The organism is Litoreibacter sp. JB4-2 (assembly GCF_055693445.1).
The window spans coordinates 3,136,748-3,156,408 of the sequence record NZ_CM146334.1 but is presented as its reverse complement, the minus strand read 5'-3'; the positions used below and the strand labels follow the sequence as shown (position 1 = coordinate 3,156,408).

Sequence of the window (19,661 nt, the reverse complement as noted above, 5' to 3'; positions counted from 1 at the left end):
CTATGTGTTCAAGCATAGCGTGGATTTTGGATGGAGCGAGGGAGAGGCGAAAATTGTGATCAGACGGAATGGATCGTTTTGCCCGACATATTCGAACGCATCACGACCCCAGTCGTTCTGGCGCGCGTCCTAAGACCCGCTGTCTGATTTCAAGATCACGTCAAAATCAACGTGCAAGAAGGGCTCATTCACCTGGCCCGAAATTGCCATCCCGTCCGGGAAGTCGGAGGCCGGTTTTTCGACATAGGTCATAACGAGGTCTTCGCGCACCCCGAAGACAGTGTCCTGGTCTAGATAGGGATCATCGTCGGGGAAAATCTCAGTCACCAGTGATTTATAGCCCGGTGCTGTGACGATGTAGTGCAGGTGCGACGGCCGCCATGGGTGACGCCCGCAGGCCCGCAGAATATCACCGACCGGGCCATCGGTGGGCACCGTATATTCAACCGGTTTCACCGTTGTGAACGCGTAGCGCCCATCGTCGCCCACCGTCATCAACCCATGAAAAGAGAACGTGTCCTGATCGTCATCCTGACTGGCATAAAGCCCGTTGGGCGCGGTTTGCCAAATGTCGATTTGCGCCCCTGCGATGGGGGTTCCGTCCGTATCTTTGACGCATCCCTCCGCCAGCAAAATGGGCCCGCCAAAGTGTCGTTTCATGTCGCCGCCAAACGCAAGTGGTGGCGCGCCTGACACGTGGAACGGGCCAAGCACGGAGGAGGACGTCGCCTCATCGCTTGAATGGAGCATGTCCACAAGCGACGACAGCCCCAACACGTCCGAGGCCAGAATGAATTCATGCCGGTCTTCGGATTCGATTGCGGCGCAGCCTTCCAGAAACGCGATGCCCTTGCGCCATTCATCATGGGTCAGGTTTGTCTCGCGGGCGAAATCGTGCAGGTGTTTGACCAAGCTGCCCATCACCTCACGCGTGCGAGCATCGCAATCGTCTGAGATATAGCCCATGAAAACATCGGTGATGTTGTGTTTGGTGACGTTGCGCATGATGGCTCCTTACAAAAGTGCGAGGCTGAGGATCGGGAATTCGATCAGGATGAACAGCACGATCAACATGACAAAGGCGAAGGGCAGCGCGCCCATGAACACATCCTTCAGCGATATGCGGTCGTCGTTGATCGTCGATTTGATCACGAAACACGATATGCCAAGCGGTGGGGTCAGCAGCCCAATCTCGGCGCCGACAACGGTGATGATGCCGAACCAGATCAGCGACAGGTCAAGCGCCTCGACCAATGGCAAGAACAGCGGCACCACGATCAGGATGATTGAGGCCGTGTCCAGCAATGTGCCAAGGAACAACATCAGCAACACATAGATCAGCATGATCGTCCAGAATGATGCAGCGTTTCCAGCGAGCAGGTCTTGCAGCTGGTTTGGCAAACCGGCGAGCCCCAGCATACGGCTGTAAATTGAGGCCGCGGTGATAAGGAACAAGATGGCCGCCGTGATGTGGCCGGTTTCTAGCAAGGCCTCCCAGAACGCCTTGGGTGACATGGTTCTGCGAACCACCGCGATGATCAGGGCGACCAACGCGCCTGTCGCGCCCGCCTCAACCGCCGTGAGCCAACCTGTGTAGATGCCGCCAAGGACGATGGTGATCAGACCAAGGGTGGGCAGCGTTTTCGATGCCACTTCGCGCGGGGTCATCCATTCAGTGTCTGCGACGACGCGCCCGCCAACGAAACCCGGCGTGTAGCGGCCCATCACCCAAATCGCCCCGACATAAGCAATCGCCAGCATGATGCCGGGAATGACGCCGGCCAGGAACATGTCGCCAACCGATTGCTCGGACACGAAGGAATAGATGATCAGCATCGCGGAGGGCGGAATGATCATGCCAAGCACGGATGACCCTGCAACAACGCCCACCGCAAAGCGCGGGTTGTAGTCCTGCGCCAACATCTGCGGCACGGAAACCTTGGTGAACACCGACGCGGAGGCGATGGATGATCCGGTGACAGCCGCGAACACTGCATTGGCCCCCACGGTTGCCATGCCGATCCCGCCTTTGACCTTGCGAAAGCGCATGGTCATCACCTCGTAGATGTCGCGACCCAGCCCCGCCTTACTGACTATGAGCCCCATGAAGGTGAATAGCGGTATCGTGGCAAAGCTATATTCCATAGCACTGTCCCCGACCGCAATTTTGAGCAGGTTCAGCGCCAGCGTGAAGTTGTCCCGCATCAACCAGATCGACACGAAGGACACCACGCCCAGCGCCACCGGAATGTAGACGCCTGCGTAGATCAAAAAGACAATTGCAACGACCGAGATCAGGCCAATCTCAATGGGGGTCATGGCGCGGGCTCATCATGTTCAGGGGTGCGGACCAGCTGCGGGCGATCCTGCGCCGTGACAACCTTGAGCACAAAGATCAGGCAGGACAGCGCGGTGCCAACGGCGATCACCAGCTTCACCGGCCACCATGGCAGGGTGAACAACCCCGGCACCCCGAAATAGTCGTTGGTGTCCCACATATGCAGGAATTCAGGGAAGGTGATGTAGGCAATCAGCCCCATGAAAATCGCCGATATCGCGTTGATGATCCGCCGGAGGGTGGCCGTTAGCTTTGGGCGGCGCCCATGCAGCAGGTTCAAAAACCCATCAGAGCGGGTGAGCCTGTCGACCCGCACCACATCGGCCAGCTGCAAGAACACGATCAACACCACCGAGAATTGCACCATTTCATAGGTGCCCTTCAGGGGGCCGAAAAGAGGCCGCGAGCGACCACATCGACGTTCAACACCACCACCAGTGCCAGCACGACGAGCGTGCCCAGGGCATTGGCGGCGATAGCACATGTATTGGCAACCCGAGAGAGGCCGGCGATCGCGGTTTTCAGCATTTTTCGACCCCTCCCAAGGTGTGGGGCTGCTTATTCAGCAGCCCAATCGCGCGCGCCGACAAAGCCCGCATCGCCCAGTTTGGCGATATAGGCGGCAATCATGCCGGACCCGTCTTCGCCACGGTCGTTCAGCGTTGTCGCCAGCTCCGCCGCGATGTTGGGCATGGCATTGGCCCATGCGGTGCGATCCGCGTCCGACACTTCCACGATGGTTCCGCCTGCCGCGACATAGGCGTCACGCGATGCGGCGGCGCGGTCCATGGCAATACCGGCCAGGTGATCGCGGTAGTCAACGGCCACCTCGTTCAACGTGCCTTGCACATCTTCCGGCAAGGACGCCCAGTAATCGGCGTTCACGGTGACGGTCTTGGAGTTCACAGCGCCCAGGTTGGCGGCCAGCATATAGGGCGCCACCTCCGCGATTTTGAAGGTCACGGCGGCTTCGGGCCACAGCATGCCGCAATCGGCGAGACCGGTCTGGATCATGTTGTAAAAGTCGGTCAGGCCGCCGCGCACGCCAGCGGCATCCTTGATGCCTTCGAGATAGCGCAGGTTCAGACCGGCGCCCGCAATCTTGCGGCCTTCAAGATCCGACACGGATGACACGGGTTCGGAACAGAAAATCTGATAGGTGTCGAGCACCACGCCGGTTGCCAGATACACCTGATTTTGCTCGGCAAATTCGTTCTGCATGGAGGGGAATTCGCGCGCGATTTCATCCACGGCCTTCGCCACAGCGCGGGCGTCGGATGTGATGAACGGCGTGGCCCCGGCCAAACCTTGGCTTGGCAGTTTGGACGAGTGGAAGATCGTGGTGACGATGCCGATATCGCCCAGACCCAGCTGCACGCCTTCGAGTACACCTTTGGGCTTCACGATGGAGCCGCCGTAGTTTTCCTGCCAGTTCATGCTGTATTTGCCAGCTTCAGCCAGACGGCGATCCACTTCGGGGATAAAGAAGTTACTGAATTCCTTCACCCAAAGCGCGCGGTCCGGGTAGCCGTCGATCACCACGGCGGACAGGCTTTCTTGTGCAGCGACAGGCAAAGCCGTCATCGTCGCGAGCGTTGCCCCCAAAATCGTTTTCTTCGTCCAGTTCAACATTGTCATTCCTCCCAGAAATTTAGGCCTATGCCCTGATTTTACGCGTTCGTTTTCACCCAATTGACGGTCAGGTCAGTGCCTGATTGCTCAAAAAGCTTTGCGATTGCGCAGTATTTTGCGGTCTCGATGCCGACTTGCGTCAGCTCTTCCTGACTGGCGGTGGTGTCACAGTTCACCGTCAGCGTGACCTTTGGAAACGGCACGTCGATCTCTTCCTCCATGAGAACGCCGCGCCGATCAAATTGGCAATTTGCGTCGATGTCGATTGTGCCCAGATCGACGCCCAACCTGCGCGCATTTTTGTGGCCGATCACATTGGTGCAGGCGATCAGCGCGGTCATCGCGGTTTCGGTCGGTGTCGGGCCCAAATTGGTGCCGCCGCGCTCCAACGGCTCGTCGATCACGACATCCAGGTCGCGCACGGGAATTTCGGTGCGCGCATGTGTCGGGCATGCGGCCTTGGTGCGGTAGGTGACGACGGTTTTCATTTTGACAGCCATGGTGCTGCTCCCTTTCATGCGAATGTGCAGACCTTATCGAATGCGAAGCGCGGCAGCTTTTGGAACAAGGCCGTCTCATCCGCGTAGCCGATATTGCACAGAAAATTGGATTTCAGCGTGGTGCCTGCGAAGAACTCTTCGTCAACAATCTTGTTCGAAAAGCCCGACATCGCGCCGACATCCAAGCCAACCGCGCGCGCGGCAATCATGAAATACGCGCCTTGAAGCGTGCCGTTGCGATAGGCGGTGTCTTCGCAATAGGCATCGTTGCCATCGAACAGATGGCGGCGGTCTTCATGCGGAAACAGGAAGGGCAGTTCGTGCCAGAAATTCATGTCATGCGCGATGATTGCCGTCACCGGCGCGCCCATCATTTTGCCGACATTCGCAGGCTTGAGCGATTTTGCCAGACGGTCCTTGCCCTCTGGCGATCTCACAAAAATAAACCGCGCGGGCAGCGTGTTCATGCTTGTCGCGCCATTGATGGTGATGTCGTAGATTTCTTCCAGCATGCCGTCAGGAATGGGCTTATCCGTCCACGCGTAGTGGGATCGCGCATCGCGCAGGATAAGATCGATGGCGTCATCAGACAGCCGATCAATCCGCGCCCGCAAATCGCGGTGCCCCTGCTGCGCGGCCTGGCGCAATGCGGTCAGTTCATCACCCGTTGGTGCGTTCATGCGGTCGCCTCGTCCACAATTGGGCTTGCGCAAATGCCGATGCCTTCGATTTCAATTTCGACGGTTTCACCGGGCACCAGCCAACGTGGGTTCGGCTTTTTGGCGTGCCCAACGCCCGGAGGCGTGCCGAGAGCGATCAGATCGCCCGGCGCAAGCGTCGTGTATTCCGACACGATGGCCATGATCTTGCGCACGCCCCAAATCATGTTCGCGGTGTTTGAGCTTTGCAGGATCTCATCACCCACACGGCTTTCGATCTTCAGGCCAGCGGCGCCTTCGGGCACCTCGTCCGGGGACACAACAAACGGGCCAATCGCGCCGGTGTTGTCAAAGTTTTTGCCCGGCGTCCATTGATGCGTTTTGCGCTGATAGTCCCGTACGGAACCATCATTGAACACGGTATAGCCGAACACATGGTCAAGCGCGTCCGCTTCGGAAATGTGGCGCCCGCCTTTGCCGACGATCAACATCAGCTCGGCCTCGTAATCCAGCTTTTCAGAACATGTCGGGCGCACAATCGGCTTGCCCGCGGCCATGATCGACGCTTTGGAGCGCATGAACAGGGCGGGGTAATCCGGGATGTCATACCCGCCCTCTTTGATGTGGTCCGTGTAGTTAAGGCCGACACAAATAATCGCGCCCGGGGCGGCAATCGGCAGCGCCGGAGTGATCGAAGACACCGCCACTGTCGGCGCGCTTGCGATTTTTTGCGCGAGGGATTCGGCATCAACCCGGCCCGCCGCGAGCCCTGCGAGGTCTGCGCCGACATTTGGATCAAGCGCACTGATATTAACGGCTTTCTCGCCAGTCACAGCAAAAACAGCCGTGCCGTTTTCCACCTCTCCCACCAGATATTTCATGCATCAATCCTTGTATACTTTCCGAATTTCTGCCTACAATATTCGAAACTGTCAATAAATATCGATATTTTTGGAGGGACGTTATGGTTGCATGGGCCGACTACAAGACAGAGGCAAAGTCGCGCGGCGCATTGGCGCTGGAGCTTTATGCCGCCATCTCGACCCCGGCGAAGGAACCGCAAGATGTGAAAGCATCCCTGCCCGACCACCTTGCCTATCAGGCGGATTTGGAACGCAAAGGGGCTTTGGCATTTGCGGGGCCGATGTCGGATGAAACGGGTGATCACATGCAGGGCATGGGCCTGATCATTTACCGCGCCGAAAGCCTGGAGGCCGCCCGCAAGTTGGCAGAGGCCGACCCAATGCATCAATCGGGCGCGCGCAGTTTCACGTTGCAGCGATGGATGATAAACGAAGGCTCGCTCACCCTGTCGGTTGGGCTGTCCACCAACACCGCTGTGCTCAGTTAACCCAGAGAATCGTCATGAACATGACCGTCCCCAATAGCGGCAAGGAAACATCGGCGACCCGCGCGGCCTATCTGGCGCTGCGCGAGATGATCCTGACCGGGGAATTGCCAGCCGGGCAAAAGATCAAGATCGAGAAGCTGCGCGCCATGCTCGACACCGGCGCCTCGCCGGTGCGCGAGGCGCTGAGCCTGCTGACATCGGACATGTTGGTGGAACGCATTGATCAGCGCGGGTTTCGCGCAGCCCCCGCCAGCCCGGAGAATTTTGCAGAGATCCTGAAGCTGCGCTGCGCCTTGGAGGATATGGCGCTGCGCCAATCCATCGCAAACGCGTCGCCGGACTGGGAAGAACGGCTGGTGCTTGCGCATCACCACATGAACCGCGCGGCGGGCGGCCCGGCGTTTGAGACCGCGCATAAGACTTTTCACATGACCCTGCTAAGCAACGCAGCATCGCCGATGATGGAACGCTATTGCGACCAGCTTTACGACCTGAACATCAGATATCGCAACCTGGCCAAGGGCGAGGCGAACTACCAAAGCCGCGACATTGCGGCGGAACATTCCCAGATCTTTGAGGCGGCAATTGCCAAGGACGCGGACACGGCCGCGACCGCGTTGCTCAGCCATTATCGATTGACGGGCGACTATTTGGCCAAACAGCTGACGGGGCTTTAGACCAGCGATGCAACGCAACCGGTTTCTTGGCGATATCTTGACGACTCTGCTGGAACGCAGCGGCATGGTTGGCCAATATGATGACAAGCGTGACATCTACCAGCTTTGCCGCGCGCTTATGTCGGCGGAAGGCGATGTCTCGGGCCAGAAGTTGGCGACAAGCGTGCTGCGCCGCTACCGCGCCTTGTCGGATGATGAGAAAACGGCGTTCTTTGTGTTTCTCAACGACGCGTTCGATCTTGATCCGGTGGCCTTGTCCGACCTGGCACAGGCCTACGCAAAGACCCCTGACCCCAAGACATTCGCCGAGCTGTCAGCGGCGTCGGAGCCCAAACGGCAAGAGCTTTTGCGCCGTCTGAACCAGCCGATGGGGGCCACGGCGGACATCGTGGCGATGCGCGTTGATTTGTTGAAACGGCTCAAAGACCACCCCGATCTGGCGCGCACGGACCACGATTTTGTGCATTTGTTGCGCAGTTGGTTTAACCGCGGGTTTCTGGTGCTTCAGGCGATTGATTGGGACACGCCCGCGCGCATCCTGGACAAAATCGTGGCCTATGAGGCCGTTCACGAAATCAGCGATCTGGATGATTTGCGGCGCAGGCTGTACCCGCCGGACCGGCGCTGCTTTGCGTTCTTTCATCCCTCCATGCCCGATGAGCCGCTGATTTTTGTCGAGGTTGCCCTGACGAAAACAATTCCGGGATCCGTTACTGACCTGTTGTCGGAGGATCGCGCGCCGCTGGAGGCGGAGCACGCAACGGTTGCTGCTTTTTATTCAATCTCGAACTGCCAAAAGGGCCTGACGGGCATTAGCTTTGGCAACCTTTTGATCAAACAGGTGGTGGCGGAGCTGTCCTTGACCTTCCCCAAGATCGAAAGCTTTGTGACGCTGTCGCCGATCCCGGGGTTGAACAAATGGCTTGATCAAAAGCGCGACGACCCGGAGTTTGGCCCTATCGCGACCCGCATTCTTGACGGGCGGGCAGACCCCAAGGACCTGCGCGCCATGGCGGCGCGGTATCTGCTGTTGGCGAAACGCGCCGATGGCATGCCCTTCGACCCGGTCGCGCGCTTTCATCTGACAAACGGCGCGAAGGTGCATGACATTCACGCCGATGCGGATATGTCTGCCAACGGGATGGCGCAATCCAGCGGGGCGATGGTGAACTACCTCTATGATCTGAACGTGACCGAGAAGAACCACGAAGAGTTCGCCTTCCACGCGATTATTGCCGCCGACAAACCTGCGCGCACCCTTTCAAAGGCCGCTCTGACGGCGCATCCACCCGAGGAAAATCTGTGACCAACGTCTTGTATGACGCGCTTTTTGCGCCGCATGCCGAAAATGAAACCTGCTTTCTTGAATTCGATGATGGCACGCAGCTCAGCTATGCCGGTCTGATCGCACGCGCGGCCCAGCTGGCGAATGTCCTGGTGGATGCCGGGGTTGTCCCCGGTGATCGGATCGTAGTGCAGGCCCCCAAAACGCAAGATATCATCCCGCTTTATGCGGCCAGCGTGCAGGCGGGCGCGATCTATTTGCCGCTCAACACTGCCTATACCCAAAGCGAGCTGTCTTATTTCATCGAGGACGCCGCACCCGTGCTGATTGTCTGTGACGCCGCCGATGCAGGCGATATCGCGCAGATTTCCAGCACGCCGATCCTGACGCTGGCCACCGACAAATCGGGCACGCTATCGCAAGCCGCCGACAAAATGTCTGAGGTGTTTCAGACCGTCCCGCGCGGTGCCGATGATCTTGCGGCGTTGCTGTATACGTCGGGCACGACGGGCCGTTCCAAGGGTGCGATGCTCAGCCATAAGAACCTACTGTCAAATGCGCAAAGCCTGACGGCGCTTTGGCAGATCACCAATCAAGACCGGTTGATCCATGCCCTGCCGATTTTCCACACGCATGGACTTTTTGTGGCGATGAACACCGTCCTTCTGGCGGGATCGCAGGTACGGTTCATGGCGGGGTTTGACGCAGAGACGATCCTTGCGGAAATACCGTCAAGCACGATGCTGATGGGCGTGCCGACATTCTACACGCGGCTGTTGGCTGATGAACGACTGACGAAACCGCTGGTCGCGAATATGCGCCTGTTCGTGTCGGGGTCTGCGCCGCTTTTGGCGGAGACGCATACCGCGTTTGAAGAGCGCACCGGCCACCGTATTCTGGAACGCTACGGCATGACGGAAACGAACATGATCACCTCAAACCCCTTCGATGGGGAGCGTGTCGCGGGCACTGTCGGCTTCGCGCTGCCGGGCACCGAAGTCATCATTACCAATGATGGGACCCCCGTCGCAGATGGTGAGATTGGCGTAATCGAAGTGCGCGGCGACAACGTGTTCCAAGGCTATTGGAACATGCCCGAAAAGACCGCCGAAGAGCTGCGCAAGACAGGGTTTTTCATCACCGGCGATCTGGGTGTCAAATCTGCGGATGGTCGCGTGTCGATTGTCGGTCGCGAGAAGGACCTGATTATTTCGGGTGGCTACAACATCTACCCCAAGGAGATTGAAGACGTGATCAACGACGTCGACGGCGTGCTGGAAAGCGCGGTGTTTGGGGTGCCGCATCCCGATTTCGGCGAAAGCGTTTTGGCCGCGGTTGTGCTGGAAGACAGCGGGATGACCGACGAGCAGGTTGCAGATCAGGTAACCCCGCATCTGGCCCGGTTCAAACACCCACGGCGCTATATCATTGTCGATGCATTGCCGCGCAACACGATGGGCAAGGTGCAAAAGAACGTTCTGCGCGCCGATCACGGGTGACCCAAATGCAAAACGCCCCGCATTTCTGCGAGGCGTTTTGACGTGATTTGCAAGGCTCCGCGTCGATGCGGACTGAAAGGCGCTTAGCCTTTTTCCTCGATGATTTCGACCATGTGCGAGATGCTCTCGACCATGCCGCGGATGGAAGGTGTATCTTCCAGCTCACGGGTGCGGTTCATCTTGTTCAGGCCCAGACCGATCAGGGTCGCGCGCTGTTTGGCGGGGCGACGGATCGGGGAGCCGACTTGTTTGACGACAATCGTTTTAGCCATGATTTAGGCCTCCGCGTTTTCGGTTGCGTCTGCTGCCGGGGCTTCGTCGCCCGTGCGCAGGATATCCGCAACTTTTTTGCCGCGACGCTGAGCAACCATGCGAGGCGACGCTTCGCGGGTCAGACCGTCCAGCGTGGCACGGATCATGTTGTAAGGGTTTTGCGAGCCGATGGATTTGGCAACAACGTCTTGCACACCCAGCATCTCGAACACGGCGCGCATTGGACCACCGGCGATGATACCAGTACCTTGCGGCGCTGTGCGCATAACGACTTTACCAGCGCCGTGACGGCCATTGGTGTCGTGGTGCAGCGTGCGGCCTTCGCGCAGCGGGACGCGGACCATTTGGCGCTTGGCTTGCTCGGTGGCTTTGCGGATGGCCTCTGGGACCTCTTTCGCTTTACCTTTGCCGAAACCGACGCGGCCCTTTTGGTCGCCTACGACGACGAGGGCTGCGAAGCCAAAGCGCTTACCGCCTTTAACTGTTTTGGAAACGCGGTTGATTGCAACCAAACGATCCTGAAATTCGGGTGTTTCGTCGCGATCGCGGCGGCCCCGTCCTGGTTCTCTTGCCATGTTGGCAGTCCTTTATGTCGTGGGCATAGGCCCGAAATTATCAACCGCAGTGAGCGAACGCCCCCCGGTCATCGAAGGTGGGCACGCATGCCCACCCTACGCTTTAGAGTTTCAGACCGCCTTCGCGGGCTGCTTCGGCCAGGGCTTTGACCTTGCCGTGGAACAAGAAGCCACCACGGTCAAAATACGCCTCGGTCACGCCAGCTTTCTTGGCGCGGGCCGCAATCTCGGCGCCCACTTTCGCGGCCGCGTCGACGTTGTTTTTGCCAACCAGACCCAGACCTTTTTCAAGGGTGGACGCGGAGGCCACGGTGTTGCCGTTCGCATCGTCGATCAGCTGAACGCTGATGTTCTTGCTTGAACGGTGTACCGAAAGACGCATACGGCCAGCATTGACCTTGCGCAGTTTGTTCCGAACGCGCAGGCGGCGTTTGATGAACAGATCACGTTTGGAGTTAGCCATTACTTTTTCTTCCCTTCTTTGCGGAAGATGTACTCATCTTTGTACTTGATGCCTTTGCCCTTGTAGGGCTCTGGCTTGCGCCAAGCACGGATTTCAGCGGCAACCTGACCAACCTGCTGCTCGTCGATGCCTTCGATCACGATCTCGGTCTGCTTCGGAGCAGCAACGGTCACGCCTTCGGGCACTTCGTAGACAACATCGTGGCTGAGGCCGAGGTTCAGCTTCAGGTTTTTGCCTTCCATCGCGGCACGGTAGCCAACGCCGTTGATTTCAAGCTCTTTCTTGAAACCGTCGGTGACGCCGACGACCAGATTGGCCACGCGGGTGCGGCTCATGCCCCATTGCTGGCGCGCGCGCTTGGATTTGCCGCGCGGCTCAACAGAAACGACAGCGCCGTCCACAGTGATGGTGACATCGTCAGTGGCCGTGAAGGTACGCTGACCTTTCGGGCCTTTGACCGAAACCGTCTGGCCGGAGACCGAAGCCTCCACGCCGGAGGGCAGGTCGATCGGTCTTTTACCAATACGAGACATTATGCTCTCCTTAGAAGACGGTGCAGAGCACTTCGCCGCCGATATTCTGGGCGCGTGCATTTGCATCAGACATCACACCTTTTGGCGTGCTGACAATCGACACACCCAGGCCCTGACGGACGGTTGGGATGTCTTTGGACCCCACGTAAACGCGGCGACCGGGCTTGGAGACCCGCTTCACTTCGCGAATAACGGGTGTGCCTTCGTAATATTTCAGCTCGATGTTCAAAGCCGGGTGACCGTCTTTGCCCGTGGTTTTCTCGTAGCCACGGATGTAGCCTTCATCGGCCAACACGTCCAAAACCCAGGCGCGCAGCTTGGAAGCTGGCGTTTCAACGGTGGCTTTGCCACGCAGTTGCGAGTTGCGGATGCGGGTGAGCATATCTGCGATAGGATCGTTCATTGATATACCTCCTTACCAGCTCGACTTAACCATGCCGGGGATCTGGCCCGAAGAGCCAAGGTCCCGCAGCGCGATCCGGGAAATCTTCAGCTTACGGTAGTAAGCGTGCGGACGGCCGGTCAGCTGGCAGCGGTTGTGTAGACGGACAGCGGACGAGTTGCGTGGCAACTCAGCCAGTTTCAGACGCGCCTTGAAACGCTCTTCCATTGGTTTTTCGCGGTCATTTGCGATTGCCAGCAGGGAGGCACGCTTGGCGGCGTATTTCTTCACCAGGCGCTCCCGCTTCTTTTCGCGTTCGATCATTGCTTTTTTAGCCATGTCTTTTCTCCTATCCCGGCGCTTAGTTGCTGAACGGCATGTTGAAGGCTTTCAACAGGCTTTTCGCTTCAGCGTCGGTGGGTGCGGTGGTGCAGATTACGATGTCCAGGCCCCAGGCCTCGTCGATCTTGTCGAAGTCAATCTCGGGGAACACGATATGCTCTTTCAGGCCCATGGCGTAGTTGCCACGGCCGTCAAAGCTTTTGCCGGAGACGCCGCGGAAGTCGCGAACGCGGGGCAAAGCAATCGTGATCAGACGATCGAGGAATTCGTACATCTTGTCACCGCGCAAAGTGACCTTGGCACCAAGTGGCATCTCTTCGCGGACCCGGAAGCCAGCGATGGATTTCTTGGCGCGTGTCACCAGGGCCTTTTGGCCGGAGATTGCGGTCAGGTCGTCAGCAGCACCTTGTGGCTTCTTGCTGTCTTTGACAGCGGCCTTGCCGGCACCGATGTTCAGAACGATCTTGTCCAGACGCGGGATCTGCATGTCGTTTTTGTAGGAAAACTCTTCCTTCATCGCGGCACGGATCGTGTCTTTGTAGACGCTCTTCAGGCGGGGTGTGTAATTTGCTTCGTCTAGCATCAGATCACGTCCCCTGTTGTCTTGGCGTAGCGCACTTTCTTGTCGCCATCCATTTTGAAGCCCACGCGGGTTGGCTTGCCTTTGGCATCGACCAACGACAGGTTGGACAGCTGGATCGGCATGGCAACTGGCTGGCGGCCGCCTTGCTCGTTCTGGCTTTGCTTGACGTGGCGGATCGCGATGTTGATCCCGTCCACAACGGCTTTGCCGGATTTCGGGTTGATGGACGTGATTTTGCCCGTCTTGCCCTTGTCCTTGCCTGTCAGCACGATGACGTCGTCACCGGATTTCAGTTTAGCGGCCATGATTACAGCACCTCCGGAGCGAGCGAGATGATTTTCATGAAGTTCTTTGCGCGCAGCTCGCGAACAACTGGCCCGAAGATACGAGTGCCAATCGGCTCGCCCGAGTTATTCAGGATAACAGCGGCGTTGCGGTCAAAACGAATTGCGGTGCCGTCTTCGCGACGGACCTCTTTGGCGGTGCGTACAACAACGGCCTTGCGGACGTCGCCTTTTTTCACGCGGCCGCGTGGGATGGCTTCCTTTACCGACACGACAATAATGTCGCCGACGGATGCGTATTTACGCTTGGAGCCACCCAGAACCTTAATGCACTGAACACGGCGTGCGCCGCTGTTGTCAGCAACATCAAGATTGGTCTGCATCTGGATCATGTGATGTCTCCCGACCTTTGGGGACGCCCCTTAGCGCCCCACGGTTTCGTGGTATTGGGGTTACGCCTCGACGAGGACTTCCCAACGTTTGGTTTTCGACTTTGGAGCACATTCCTGGATGCGAACCTTGTCGCCCACATTGAATGCGTTGTTCTCATCGTGCGCCCGGTATTTCTTGGACTTACGAATGGTTTTCTTCAGAACGGGGTGCGTGAAGCGACGCTCAACGGAAACCGTAACAGTTTGTGCGTTTTGGTTGCTTGTGACCGTGCCGGACAGAATACGCTTAGGCATTAGGAGGCCTCCCCAGCTGCGGCTTTCGCCTTTTCGTTCAGAATAGTTTTGACCCGTGCCGCGTCACGTTTGACGGAGCGCATACGAGCAGTGTTTTCCAGCTGCCCAGTGGCCGCTTGGAAACGCAGGTTAAAAGCTTCTTTTTTGAGGCTGGCCAGTTCTTCATTCAACTGGTCGGCGCTCTTCTCGCGAAGTTCGCTGGCGTTCATGCCATTTCCTTTGTGTCAAACACTGGAGGGCCGCATAAGCGCGTGACCCTGATTCCAGTGGAATGGGTGTAGAAGTGGTGCGTATAGGCGGCCCGCTTTTGCTTGGCAAGTGTTTACTTGGCCTTCGCCCTCGCTTGACGAAAAATCGGTGTTGGTGTCTGTTCTATAAGGCCGAGGGGGACATCTTTTTATGTGGTTACTCATTATCATAGTAGCGGTCATATGTTGCATCGTAGCGGCGGCATCTGGGTCAGCTTCCGCGAGCAAAGAAGAAGATGACAGAAAGAAGTTTGCGGCCCAGCGACCTGACGCGTTCCTTCGGTTGTTTGCCGAAGAATTTCCCGATTTCAAAGACGAGCTGACCTACTCCAAATCCGAGGCCGTGCTTCGGACATGGGGGAGCGCTATGGCTTCGCACCAATACACCCGAAACTTGAAAATGTTCGACAAGTCCCAGTTCAAAACCCCGGAGAGCGAACGCATCGCAATCGTCTACGTTCTGGAAAACGTCGTACTGCAAGTCTCTCCGGCATTTAAACAATATGCGACGACGAACCCAAAGACTGTGTTTGACGGCCTTAGACGAGCTTATAATTCATCGGGAACACTGGCAGGCAAATAGGGGACCACACATGCGTTTGCCGATTTGCAACGGACGCGCGCACACCGCACCAATGGTGTTCGGCTACCGTTGGCCCCTATGTTGGCGATGTACCAGCATTTCGGCGAGCGTTATCTTTTGCTCTGCTCTGATCAGCGCGTTTGGAGCCATTTCAGTCAATGGGTTCGCCGTCTCATTCGCGCTCTTGCTGATTTGCTTCGGCCTGTTCGACGGCTACCGGTCACATTTCACTAAGGGCGGAACCACGAACAAAAACCGCATCCTGTATGGGATGATGACCGGGATCGGCCTGTCGATATTGTTTCTGTAATGCGATGTACCCAGACACTTCTTAGAGCAATTGTGAGGCAGACTTCGCGTCATACTTACGCCAAGCCGGTTTCGGCAAGCTGCGCCTTCAACCTCTCATTCTCCGCCTCCAAGGCCGCGATCCTTGGTCCTATGACCTCTCTCAACGCCGCCTCTGAATACATGCGCGGGATATATTTGGGGCAGTTCCAGTCCATCGCCACCACCTCGATCTCCAAGACGCGTTCGGCCTCCGGGCCGCCCTCGGCCAGCAGGTCCAGCAGCTCCGGCTCGACATCTGCCGCTTTGCGCAGCCGGGCGCGGGCTTGCATCTTCAAACGGCGCTGGTTCTCGTAGTCCATCGCGAAGATCGAGACGCGGTCGTCGCGCGCGAGGTTGCCCATAGAGATGAACTGCCGGTTGCCCGCGTAGTCGGCGCAGATGATCCGGTTGTCCCCCACCACTTTCAAAAACCCACGCGGACCGCCCCGATGCTGCAAATAGGGCCATCCCTCTGGATCGGCACTGGCCATATAGATGCTTTCACGCGACTGGATAAAGTCGATATCAGCCGGGCTGAACGCGTCTTGGCGCCGGTGCGGATACAGCTTTTGGTATTTGGCGAAGCTGCAGTCTTCCTTTTGAAGCTCGGCCACGGCGTCATGAAACATCAGGTCTGCATAGTTTTCCATCGGTCGCGCTCCGCTTGTTGGACGGATACTAGACCAACTGCGCCCAGATATGGCAATTGCCCAAAAACGCAGATGTCTTCTGCATGACAAAAGGTCGAAGGCGATTTCTTGCCCAGAATGTCCGTTTCTACAGCGTCTTAGTATTCTGTTAACCAAGAGTCGCGAATTTGCGAACGTCAACTTGGGCGGCGGAGAAAGCTGCAACTTTCTCCGCCTTATTTTTCCGGTAGGTTTGAGTTGATAAGTTTGGTGGCCCCAGACTGCTAGCGGGGCCACTAACACTTCTCCCTCTTTAGTAAACTTCTGATAAAATTAAGAAAAACAATACAATCGATATTGAATCAAATTTGAGTCACTTTTGCCCACAGGCAAGAAATCGAGCGTTGCACTGTTGGTAAAACCTTGAAACTTGCCGAATCAGCGGGGCAAACCTTTGATGCTTGCTGGCCCTTTGCGCGCAAGAACGCTATTTCCGGGCTATGTCAAACTTCATCTCCCTCTTCGTGACCCGGCTTTACCGCGACAAATTACAGGGCATCGACCCTGTGGAGCTGGAGGCATCCTGTTTTTCCATCGCAGAGGATGACGAGGCGGGTCAGGAGTGGTGTGAACGGGAGGGGTTTCCGGGCTACACCTCCTACGCCTCGCTGACTGACCTGCCGTGGCGGTTTCCGATCTTTAAGGATTTGGTCGCGGCGCTTGATGCGCATGTGGCCAAATTCGCCGAGGACGCGCAGTTCAACCTGGATGGGCGGGAGCTGAAACTGGAAGACATCTGGATCAACATCCTGCCCGAGGGCGGCATTCATACCAGCCATATCCACCCGCATTCCGTGATCTCGGGCACCACCTATGTGACCGTCCCCTCTGAAGGCACAGCCATCAAGTTCGAGGACCCCCGGTCACAGATGATGATGGCCGCCCCTGCCCGACTGCCGCACGCGCGCGAGGAGATGCGGCAGTTCCACTATGTGGCCCCGGAGGTAGGCGATGTGCTGCTGTGGGAAAGCTGGCTGCGCCATGAGGTGCCGATGAATATGAGCGAGGACGACCGCGTCTCCATCTCGTTCAATTACAATTGGAGCTAAATTCCACACGGTTTCTCAAACCTTGCCTGCCATAAGGCCCCCGTGACGTAATGAGTGCGGGGCCAGAATGGCGCGATTACTACTATTGTTCTGTTTTTTGTGGCCCAGTTTGGGCGTGGCGCAAAATGGCTCGCTTTTCTCTAGCGGCAACGCGCCACGCCCCTTATTTTCAGAAAATGAGGTCGGCGTAGCTGCGCCTAGGGCACAAACGGCGAGCCTGTTTGTTGGCCAGGCCGCGCGCGGCATCTTCGCACCCTGGCCCGACCGGGTGCCGCCGCATCGGGCCCGCCCATATGCCAAGCTTAGCGCGGGCGCAGCAGACTTACTGGACTTGATCGCCTTGGCGGAGGCCGGCGCCGCCGGGTATGACGCGGTGCAGCACGGCGCGCGCATCAGACCGAAGGACAAACCGACGGCAATGACCTTGGGCGAGATTTTCAAGTGGATCAAAGGCACGCCAGGCCAGCCGCATGCCATTGGGCGCTACCAATTCATTCCTGCGACTTTGGGGCGGCTTGTGACGATCAAGGATTACGGCCCCGAGGTGCGGTTTACCGCCAAAGTGCAAGACGAATTGGCCTATCTGCTGCTGCAAGAAGCGGGGATCGCGGAATTTCGCGCAGGCACCCTGCCCCGCCGCGCGTTTATGAAAAACCTCGCCCGCATCTGGGCCGGGCTGCCCTTGCCGAATGGGAAATCCTACTATCAAGGCTACGCAGGAAACAAAGCCACGATGAGCTTTGCGCGGTTTGAAGCGGGGATGGAGCGGATTTTCTAGAACCGCACAGCCGTCTCACGGCAGATATCCGGCATTGGTGAGATGGGTCGAGCCGGGCTAAGTTAAAAGCCTCCTTACCGCACATGAGCCGGTTTCATGCCAAACTACATCTCTGCCCGAGAGGGATACCAAATCCTCATCAGCGCCCACCGTATCCTTGTGATTCGCTTCTCTGCTGGCGGAAAATCGACGCTTTCAAAAAAGATCGCACTTAAGCTGGATGTCCCTTACGTCTCGCTCGATCATGACGTTCGTTGGCTGCCGGGGTGGAAGGTCCGCGACCGAACAGAACAACGCCGGCTGACAGAAGGGTTCTCAGCCATGGAGGCATGGGTGATGGACGGAACGACCGTTTCGAGCTTTGACATCCGCGCGCCACGCCGCGAAAACACAAAAGCAGTCTGTTTACTGCGGGGTCAGCGCCGTCTTCACACATCCATACCCTGCCGCCTCGAATGCTGACGGTGAGGCATCCACCTCCAAAAATCTGATCTGGATGACAGAGATATTATGTGGCAGATCGCTGAATTCATTCAAAGCGCGCAATGCACCTTGTCTAAGCCCGTTCATCCATTCGAGTACGACACCAGGGGTCTCGGAGACGTCTTCAAATGTCGTTTCTTCGCCCGCTTGCTTTTGTTCGATGTAAAGTGTGACTTCTGCAAATTCGGCAAGGTTGTTTTCAGTGGGACCTTTGGCGTGGCAGTAGGTGTTTTTGATCAAGTTCGCCACTCTCTTGCTAGTTCGAGGTATTGAGCCTTCTCATCCTTTAGTCGAGCGATGTGTTTCGATCCCAAATCGGGCCATTCATCCACTGAAACCACTTTACCTGTGTAATACCACTTTTTCCATTTAGCCCTCTCACGGTCCCATCCGTTCTGCAGTAGCCCCTTCCACGTTTCCGCCACCTTTTTTGCTTGTTCATCTAATTCTTCAATGGTTTTTGGGTCAGTCAGACTTGGTCTGGTCGGTGACCCGAAAATCCATCCATATTTCCAACTTCTTTTCCAAAAACTGGTACATCTGCGCGGTAGTAGCCTCTAACTAAATATAGCGCTTCTTTGTCGGCCAGGCTCGAGAGTTCGTCTAGCTCTCGGTCAAGTTCGAACTCACAATAATCGACTTGCCAGCTCATGCGACCAACCCCGGACATAAAATTAATGAGCAAAATCCTTTTTGACTCTTCCAAACAGTAGCATGGAAAATAACATCCTTGTTGATGATCCATACCATACCATTGGTCGCGAAACGGAGTTCGTTGGAAGTCCATCGCCGTAAGTACAGGGAAAACAACTCTCTCGAATGCTTTTGCAAGAGCAACGTCGGCCTGTTTTCTAGTGATCTTTCGCATCAGCCTCTCCAAAAAAAAGACCCCCACCATTTATCACGGAGGGGGTCATAATTTCTACTGGGTGATTAGTGCCCAGTTTCCGAGCGGGTGCCGCTCTCGGTCATTTTTCTACGAAAAAGAACCTGCCGCGCACGGTAAGAGAAGACTACCAGTCTTCTCTTACGACAACACGGGTCTTAATCGGCAGCTTCATCGCGGCCAGACGCAGGGCTTCGCGGGCGACGGCGTCGTTGACACCATCGATCTCGAACATCATGCGGCCGGGTTTGACTTTGCAGGCCCAGAAATCCACGGAGCCTTTACCTTTACCCATCCGAACTTCGATGGGCTTGGAGGTGACGGGCAGGTCCGGGAAAATCCGGATCCACACGCGGCCTTGGCGTTTCATGTGGCGTGTCATGGCACGACGGGCGGCCTCGATCTGGCGCGCGGTGATGCGCTCAGGCTCGGTGGCTTTCAGACCATAGGTGCCGAAGTTCAGGTCAGACCCGCCCTTCGCCAGACCCTTGATCCGGCCCTTGTGCATTTTGCGGAATTTCGTCCGTTTTGGCTGTAGCATTTAAGTGTCCCC

Annotated in this window: 31 protein-coding genes; 8 read left to right on the top strand and 23 right to left on the bottom strand. The window is 57.1% G+C overall.

From position 1 onward, the window contains the following. Positions 1 to 129: 129 nt before the first annotated feature. The 8 genes from ACZ1G7_RS15710 to ACZ1G7_RS15675 are packed head-to-tail and all read right to left on the bottom strand — an operon-like array spanning position 130 to position 6,010. Positions 130 to 1,005 (bottom strand): dioxygenase family protein, encoded by an 876-nt coding sequence (locus ACZ1G7_RS15710; RefSeq protein WP_472660326.1) that lies wholly within the window; start codon positions 1,003 to 1,005, stop codon positions 130 to 132. 9 nt (positions 1,006 to 1,014) lie between these two features. Next, positions 1,015 to 2,319, bottom strand: coding sequence for a TRAP transporter large permease (locus tag ACZ1G7_RS15705; RefSeq protein WP_472660325.1), 1,305 nt, complete (start codon positions 2,317 to 2,319; stop codon positions 1,015 to 1,017). Then, complete coding sequence (locus ACZ1G7_RS15700; protein WP_472660324.1) at positions 2,316 to 2,705, bottom strand: TRAP transporter small permease subunit; 390 nt, start codon at positions 2,703 to 2,705, stop codon at positions 2,316 to 2,318. The genes ACZ1G7_RS15705 and ACZ1G7_RS15700 overlap by 4 nt, the downstream gene beginning before the upstream one ends. Positions 2,706 to 2,719: 14 nt before the next feature. Beyond that, positions 2,720 to 2,866, bottom strand: a complete 147-nt coding sequence (locus ACZ1G7_RS15695; protein ID WP_472660323.1) for a hypothetical protein — start codon at positions 2,864 to 2,866, stop codon at positions 2,720 to 2,722. Between the two features lie 30 nt (positions 2,867 to 2,896). Then, positions 2,897 to 3,970, bottom strand: a complete 1,074-nt coding sequence (locus ACZ1G7_RS15690; protein WP_472660322.1) for a C4-dicarboxylate TRAP transporter substrate-binding protein — start codon at positions 3,968 to 3,970, stop codon at positions 2,897 to 2,899. A gap of 38 nt (positions 3,971 to 4,008) precedes the next feature. Then, entirely contained in the window at positions 4,009 to 4,470 is a 462-nt protein-coding gene (locus ACZ1G7_RS15685; RefSeq protein WP_472660321.1) for an OsmC family protein, read from the bottom strand. Positions 4,471 to 4,484: 14 nt separating this feature from the next. Beyond that, a complete protein-coding gene (locus ACZ1G7_RS15680) occupies positions 4,485 to 5,150 on the bottom strand; it encodes a malonic semialdehyde reductase (RefSeq protein WP_472660320.1) in 666 nt (221 codons plus the stop codon). Continuing rightward, entirely contained in the window at positions 5,147 to 6,010 is an 864-nt protein-coding gene (locus ACZ1G7_RS15675) for a fumarylacetoacetate hydrolase family protein (RefSeq protein ID WP_472660319.1), read from the bottom strand. Before ACZ1G7_RS15675 ends, ACZ1G7_RS15680 begins: the two co-directional genes overlap by 4 nt. 83 nt (positions 6,011 to 6,093) lie before the next feature. Here ACZ1G7_RS15675 and ACZ1G7_RS15670 point away from each other — a divergent pair, with 83 nt between their 5' ends. Genes ACZ1G7_RS15670 through ACZ1G7_RS15655 form a run of 4 tightly spaced genes read left to right on the top strand, consistent with a single transcriptional unit; the run spans position 6,094 to position 9,941 of the window. Beyond that, positions 6,094 to 6,480, top strand: a complete 387-nt coding sequence (locus ACZ1G7_RS15670) for a YciI family protein (protein WP_472660318.1) — start codon at positions 6,094 to 6,096, stop codon at positions 6,478 to 6,480. A gap of 14 nt (positions 6,481 to 6,494) precedes the next feature. Continuing rightward, a complete protein-coding gene (locus ACZ1G7_RS15665) occupies positions 6,495 to 7,157 on the top strand; it encodes a GntR family transcriptional regulator (protein WP_472660317.1) in 663 nt (220 codons plus the stop codon). Between the two features lie 37 nt (positions 7,158 to 7,194). Further along, complete coding sequence (locus ACZ1G7_RS15660) at positions 7,195 to 8,463, top strand: malonyl-CoA decarboxylase (protein WP_472660316.1); 1,269 nt, start codon at positions 7,195 to 7,197, stop codon at positions 8,461 to 8,463. Then, a complete protein-coding gene (locus ACZ1G7_RS15655; RefSeq protein ID WP_472660315.1) occupies positions 8,460 to 9,941 on the top strand; it encodes an AMP-binding protein in 1,482 nt (493 codons plus the stop codon). The genes ACZ1G7_RS15660 and ACZ1G7_RS15655 overlap by 4 nt, the downstream gene beginning before the upstream one ends. 83 nt (positions 9,942 to 10,024) lie before the next feature. Here ACZ1G7_RS15655 and rpmD read toward each other — a convergent pair whose 3' ends face one another. The 11 genes from rpmD to rpmC form a co-directional block, all read right to left on the bottom strand. Next, positions 10,025 to 10,213, bottom strand: coding sequence for a 50S ribosomal protein L30 (gene rpmD / locus ACZ1G7_RS15650; RefSeq protein ID WP_472660314.1), 189 nt, complete (start codon positions 10,211 to 10,213; stop codon positions 10,025 to 10,027). A gap of 3 nt (positions 10,214 to 10,216) precedes the next feature. Continuing rightward, positions 10,217 to 10,789, bottom strand: coding sequence for a 30S ribosomal protein S5 (rpsE, locus tag ACZ1G7_RS15645; RefSeq protein ID WP_472660313.1), 573 nt, complete (start codon positions 10,787 to 10,789; stop codon positions 10,217 to 10,219). Between the two features lie 103 nt (positions 10,790 to 10,892). After that, positions 10,893 to 11,252 (bottom strand): 50S ribosomal protein L18, encoded by a 360-nt coding sequence (rplR, locus tag ACZ1G7_RS15640; RefSeq protein WP_472660312.1) that lies wholly within the window; start codon positions 11,250 to 11,252, stop codon positions 10,893 to 10,895. Next, positions 11,252 to 11,785 carry a 50S ribosomal protein L6 gene (gene rplF, locus ACZ1G7_RS15635; protein WP_472660311.1) on the bottom strand — a complete coding sequence of 178 codons (534 nt, stop codon included), beginning with the start codon at positions 11,783 to 11,785 and terminating at the stop codon, positions 11,252 to 11,254. The genes rplR and rplF overlap by 1 nt, the downstream gene beginning before the upstream one ends. A 10-nt stretch (positions 11,786 to 11,795) precedes the next feature. Then, positions 11,796 to 12,188 (bottom strand): 30S ribosomal protein S8, encoded by a 393-nt coding sequence (rpsH, locus tag ACZ1G7_RS15630; protein WP_472660310.1) that lies wholly within the window; start codon positions 12,186 to 12,188, stop codon positions 11,796 to 11,798. Between the two features lie 12 nt (positions 12,189 to 12,200). Continuing rightward, entirely contained in the window at positions 12,201 to 12,506 is a 306-nt protein-coding gene (gene rpsN / locus ACZ1G7_RS15625) for a 30S ribosomal protein S14 (protein ID WP_472660309.1), read from the bottom strand. 22 nt (positions 12,507 to 12,528) lie between these two features. Then, complete coding sequence (gene rplE / locus ACZ1G7_RS15620) at positions 12,529 to 13,092, bottom strand: 50S ribosomal protein L5 (protein WP_472660308.1); 564 nt, start codon at positions 13,090 to 13,092, stop codon at positions 12,529 to 12,531. Further along, positions 13,092 to 13,397, bottom strand: a complete 306-nt coding sequence (gene rplX / locus ACZ1G7_RS15615) for a 50S ribosomal protein L24 (protein WP_472660307.1) — start codon at positions 13,395 to 13,397, stop codon at positions 13,092 to 13,094. The genes rplE and rplX overlap by 1 nt, the downstream gene beginning before the upstream one ends. A gap of 2 nt (positions 13,398 to 13,399) precedes the next feature. Next, positions 13,400 to 13,768, bottom strand: coding sequence for a 50S ribosomal protein L14 (gene rplN / locus ACZ1G7_RS15610; RefSeq protein WP_116133200.1), 369 nt, complete (start codon positions 13,766 to 13,768; stop codon positions 13,400 to 13,402). 60 nt (positions 13,769 to 13,828) lie between these two features. After that, positions 13,829 to 14,062, bottom strand: coding sequence for a 30S ribosomal protein S17 (gene rpsQ, locus ACZ1G7_RS15605; RefSeq protein ID WP_472660306.1), 234 nt, complete (start codon positions 14,060 to 14,062; stop codon positions 13,829 to 13,831). Then, positions 14,062 to 14,271 (bottom strand): 50S ribosomal protein L29, encoded by a 210-nt coding sequence (rpmC, locus tag ACZ1G7_RS15600; protein WP_472660305.1) that lies wholly within the window; start codon positions 14,269 to 14,271, stop codon positions 14,062 to 14,064. The genes rpsQ and rpmC overlap by 1 nt, the downstream gene beginning before the upstream one ends. Positions 14,272 to 14,461: 190 nt before the next feature. Here rpmC and ACZ1G7_RS15595 point away from each other — a divergent pair, with 190 nt between their 5' ends. Next, positions 14,462 to 14,893 (top strand): hypothetical protein, encoded by a 432-nt coding sequence (locus tag ACZ1G7_RS15595; RefSeq protein ID WP_472660304.1) that lies wholly within the window; start codon positions 14,462 to 14,464, stop codon positions 14,891 to 14,893. A 10-nt stretch (positions 14,894 to 14,903) separates the two neighbouring features. Then, positions 14,904 to 15,203 carry a DUF2085 domain-containing protein gene (locus tag ACZ1G7_RS15590; protein ID WP_472660303.1) on the top strand — a complete coding sequence of 100 codons (300 nt, stop codon included), beginning with the start codon at positions 14,904 to 14,906 and terminating at the stop codon, positions 15,201 to 15,203. Positions 15,204 to 15,258: 55 nt separating this feature from the next. Here the strand turns inward: ACZ1G7_RS15590 and ACZ1G7_RS15585 are convergent, their stop codons facing one another. Next, entirely contained in the window at positions 15,259 to 15,873 is a 615-nt protein-coding gene (locus ACZ1G7_RS15585; protein WP_472660302.1) for a pyridoxamine 5'-phosphate oxidase family protein, read from the bottom strand. Positions 15,874 to 16,352: 479 nt separating this feature from the next. On the opposite strand from ACZ1G7_RS15585, the gene ACZ1G7_RS15580 reads away from it, so the two are divergent. Both ACZ1G7_RS15580 and ACZ1G7_RS15575 read left to right on the top strand, forming a co-directional pair. Continuing rightward, positions 16,353 to 16,961, top strand: a complete 609-nt coding sequence (locus tag ACZ1G7_RS15580; RefSeq protein ID WP_472660301.1) for a TIGR02466 family protein — start codon at positions 16,353 to 16,355, stop codon at positions 16,959 to 16,961. A 67-nt stretch (positions 16,962 to 17,028) separates the two neighbouring features. Further along, complete coding sequence (locus ACZ1G7_RS15575; protein ID WP_472660300.1) at positions 17,029 to 17,739, top strand: lysozyme family protein; 711 nt, start codon at positions 17,029 to 17,031, stop codon at positions 17,737 to 17,739. A 405-nt stretch (positions 17,740 to 18,144) separates the two neighbouring features. Here ACZ1G7_RS15575 and ACZ1G7_RS15570 read toward each other — a convergent pair whose 3' ends face one another. From ACZ1G7_RS15570 to rplP, 3 genes are all read right to left on the bottom strand, one after another. Then, the gene (locus ACZ1G7_RS15570; protein ID WP_472660299.1) at positions 18,145 to 18,462 is read right to left on the bottom strand and encodes a hypothetical protein; all 318 of its coding nucleotides are present in this window, start codon (positions 18,460 to 18,462) and stop codon (positions 18,145 to 18,147) included. A 229-nt stretch (positions 18,463 to 18,691) separates the two neighbouring features. After that, positions 18,692 to 19,090 carry a hypothetical protein gene (locus ACZ1G7_RS15565; RefSeq protein ID WP_472660298.1) on the bottom strand — a complete coding sequence of 133 codons (399 nt, stop codon included), beginning with the start codon at positions 19,088 to 19,090 and terminating at the stop codon, positions 18,692 to 18,694. Between the two features lie 145 nt (positions 19,091 to 19,235). Further along, on the bottom strand, positions 19,236 to 19,649 hold the full coding sequence (gene rplP / locus ACZ1G7_RS15560) for a 50S ribosomal protein L16 (protein ID WP_472660297.1): 414 nt from the start codon (positions 19,647 to 19,649) through the stop codon (positions 19,236 to 19,238). Positions 19,650 to 19,661 lie beyond the last annotated feature (12 nt).

Bases quoted from the DNA above. Each gene is read 5' to 3' on its own strand.
- ACZ1G7_RS15710 (WP_472660326.1), bottom strand. From the start codon at position 1,005: ATGCGCAACGTCACCAAACACAACATCACCGATGTTTTCATGGGCTAT.
- ACZ1G7_RS15705 (WP_472660325.1), bottom strand. From the start codon at position 2,319: ATGACCCCCATTGAGATTGGCCTGATCTCGGTCGTTGCAATTGTCTTT.
- ACZ1G7_RS15700 (WP_472660324.1), bottom strand. From the start codon at position 2,705: ATGGTGCAATTCTCGGTGGTGTTGATCGTGTTCTTGCAGCTGGCCGAT.
- ACZ1G7_RS15695 (WP_472660323.1), bottom strand. From the start codon at position 2,866: ATGCTGAAAACCGCGATCGCCGGCCTCTCTCGGGTTGCCAATACATGT.
- ACZ1G7_RS15690 (WP_472660322.1), bottom strand. From the start codon at position 3,970: ATGTTGAACTGGACGAAGAAAACGATTTTGGGGGCAACGCTCGCGACG.
- ACZ1G7_RS15685 (WP_472660321.1), bottom strand. From the start codon at position 4,470: ATGGCTGTCAAAATGAAAACCGTCGTCACCTACCGCACCAAGGCCGCA.
- ACZ1G7_RS15680 (WP_472660320.1), bottom strand. From the start codon at position 5,150: ATGAACGCACCAACGGGTGATGAACTGACCGCATTGCGCCAGGCCGCG.
- ACZ1G7_RS15675 (WP_472660319.1), bottom strand. From the start codon at position 6,010: ATGAAATATCTGGTGGGAGAGGTGGAAAACGGCACGGCTGTTTTTGCT.
- ACZ1G7_RS15670 (WP_472660318.1), top strand. From the start codon at position 6,094: ATGGTTGCATGGGCCGACTACAAGACAGAGGCAAAGTCGCGCGGCGCA.
- ACZ1G7_RS15665 (WP_472660317.1), top strand. From the start codon at position 6,495: ATGAACATGACCGTCCCCAATAGCGGCAAGGAAACATCGGCGACCCGC.
- rpmD (WP_472660314.1), bottom strand. From the start codon at position 10,213: ATGGCTAAAACGATTGTCGTCAAACAAGTCGGCTCCCCGATCCGTCGC.
- rpsE (WP_472660313.1), bottom strand. From the start codon at position 10,789: ATGGCAAGAGAACCAGGACGGGGCCGCCGCGATCGCGACGAAACACCC.
- rplR (WP_472660312.1), bottom strand. From the start codon at position 11,252: ATGGCTAACTCCAAACGTGATCTGTTCATCAAACGCCGCCTGCGCGTT.
- rplF (WP_472660311.1), bottom strand. From the start codon at position 11,785: ATGTCTCGTATTGGTAAAAGACCGATCGACCTGCCCTCCGGCGTGGAG.
- rpsH (WP_472660310.1), bottom strand. From the start codon at position 12,188: ATGAACGATCCTATCGCAGATATGCTCACCCGCATCCGCAACTCGCAA.
- rpsN (WP_472660309.1), bottom strand. From the start codon at position 12,506: ATGGCTAAAAAAGCAATGATCGAACGCGAAAAGAAGCGGGAGCGCCTG.
- rplE (WP_472660308.1), bottom strand. From the start codon at position 13,092: ATGCTAGACGAAGCAAATTACACACCCCGCCTGAAGAGCGTCTACAAA.
- rplX (WP_472660307.1), bottom strand. From the start codon at position 13,397: ATGGCCGCTAAACTGAAATCCGGTGACGACGTCATCGTGCTGACAGGC.
- rplN (WP_116133200.1), bottom strand. From the start codon at position 13,768: ATGATCCAGATGCAGACCAATCTTGATGTTGCTGACAACAGCGGCGCA.
- rpsQ (WP_472660306.1), bottom strand. From the start codon at position 14,062: ATGCCTAAGCGTATTCTGTCCGGCACGGTCACAAGCAACCAAAACGCA.
- rpmC (WP_472660305.1), bottom strand. From the start codon at position 14,271: ATGAACGCCAGCGAACTTCGCGAGAAGAGCGCCGACCAGTTGAATGAA.
- ACZ1G7_RS15595 (WP_472660304.1), top strand. From the start codon at position 14,462: ATGTGGTTACTCATTATCATAGTAGCGGTCATATGTTGCATCGTAGCG.
- ACZ1G7_RS15590 (WP_472660303.1), top strand. From the start codon at position 14,904: ATGCGTTTGCCGATTTGCAACGGACGCGCGCACACCGCACCAATGGTG.
- ACZ1G7_RS15585 (WP_472660302.1), bottom strand. From the start codon at position 15,873: ATGGAAAACTATGCAGACCTGATGTTTCATGACGCCGTGGCCGAGCTT.
- ACZ1G7_RS15580 (WP_472660301.1), top strand. From the start codon at position 16,353: ATGTCAAACTTCATCTCCCTCTTCGTGACCCGGCTTTACCGCGACAAA.
- ACZ1G7_RS15575 (WP_472660300.1), top strand. From the start codon at position 17,029: ATGGCGCGATTACTACTATTGTTCTGTTTTTTGTGGCCCAGTTTGGGC.
- ACZ1G7_RS15565 (WP_472660298.1), bottom strand. From the start codon at position 19,090: ATGCGAAAGATCACTAGAAAACAGGCCGACGTTGCTCTTGCAAAAGCA.
- rplP (WP_472660297.1), bottom strand. From the start codon at position 19,649: ATGCTACAGCCAAAACGGACGAAATTCCGCAAAATGCACAAGGGCCGG.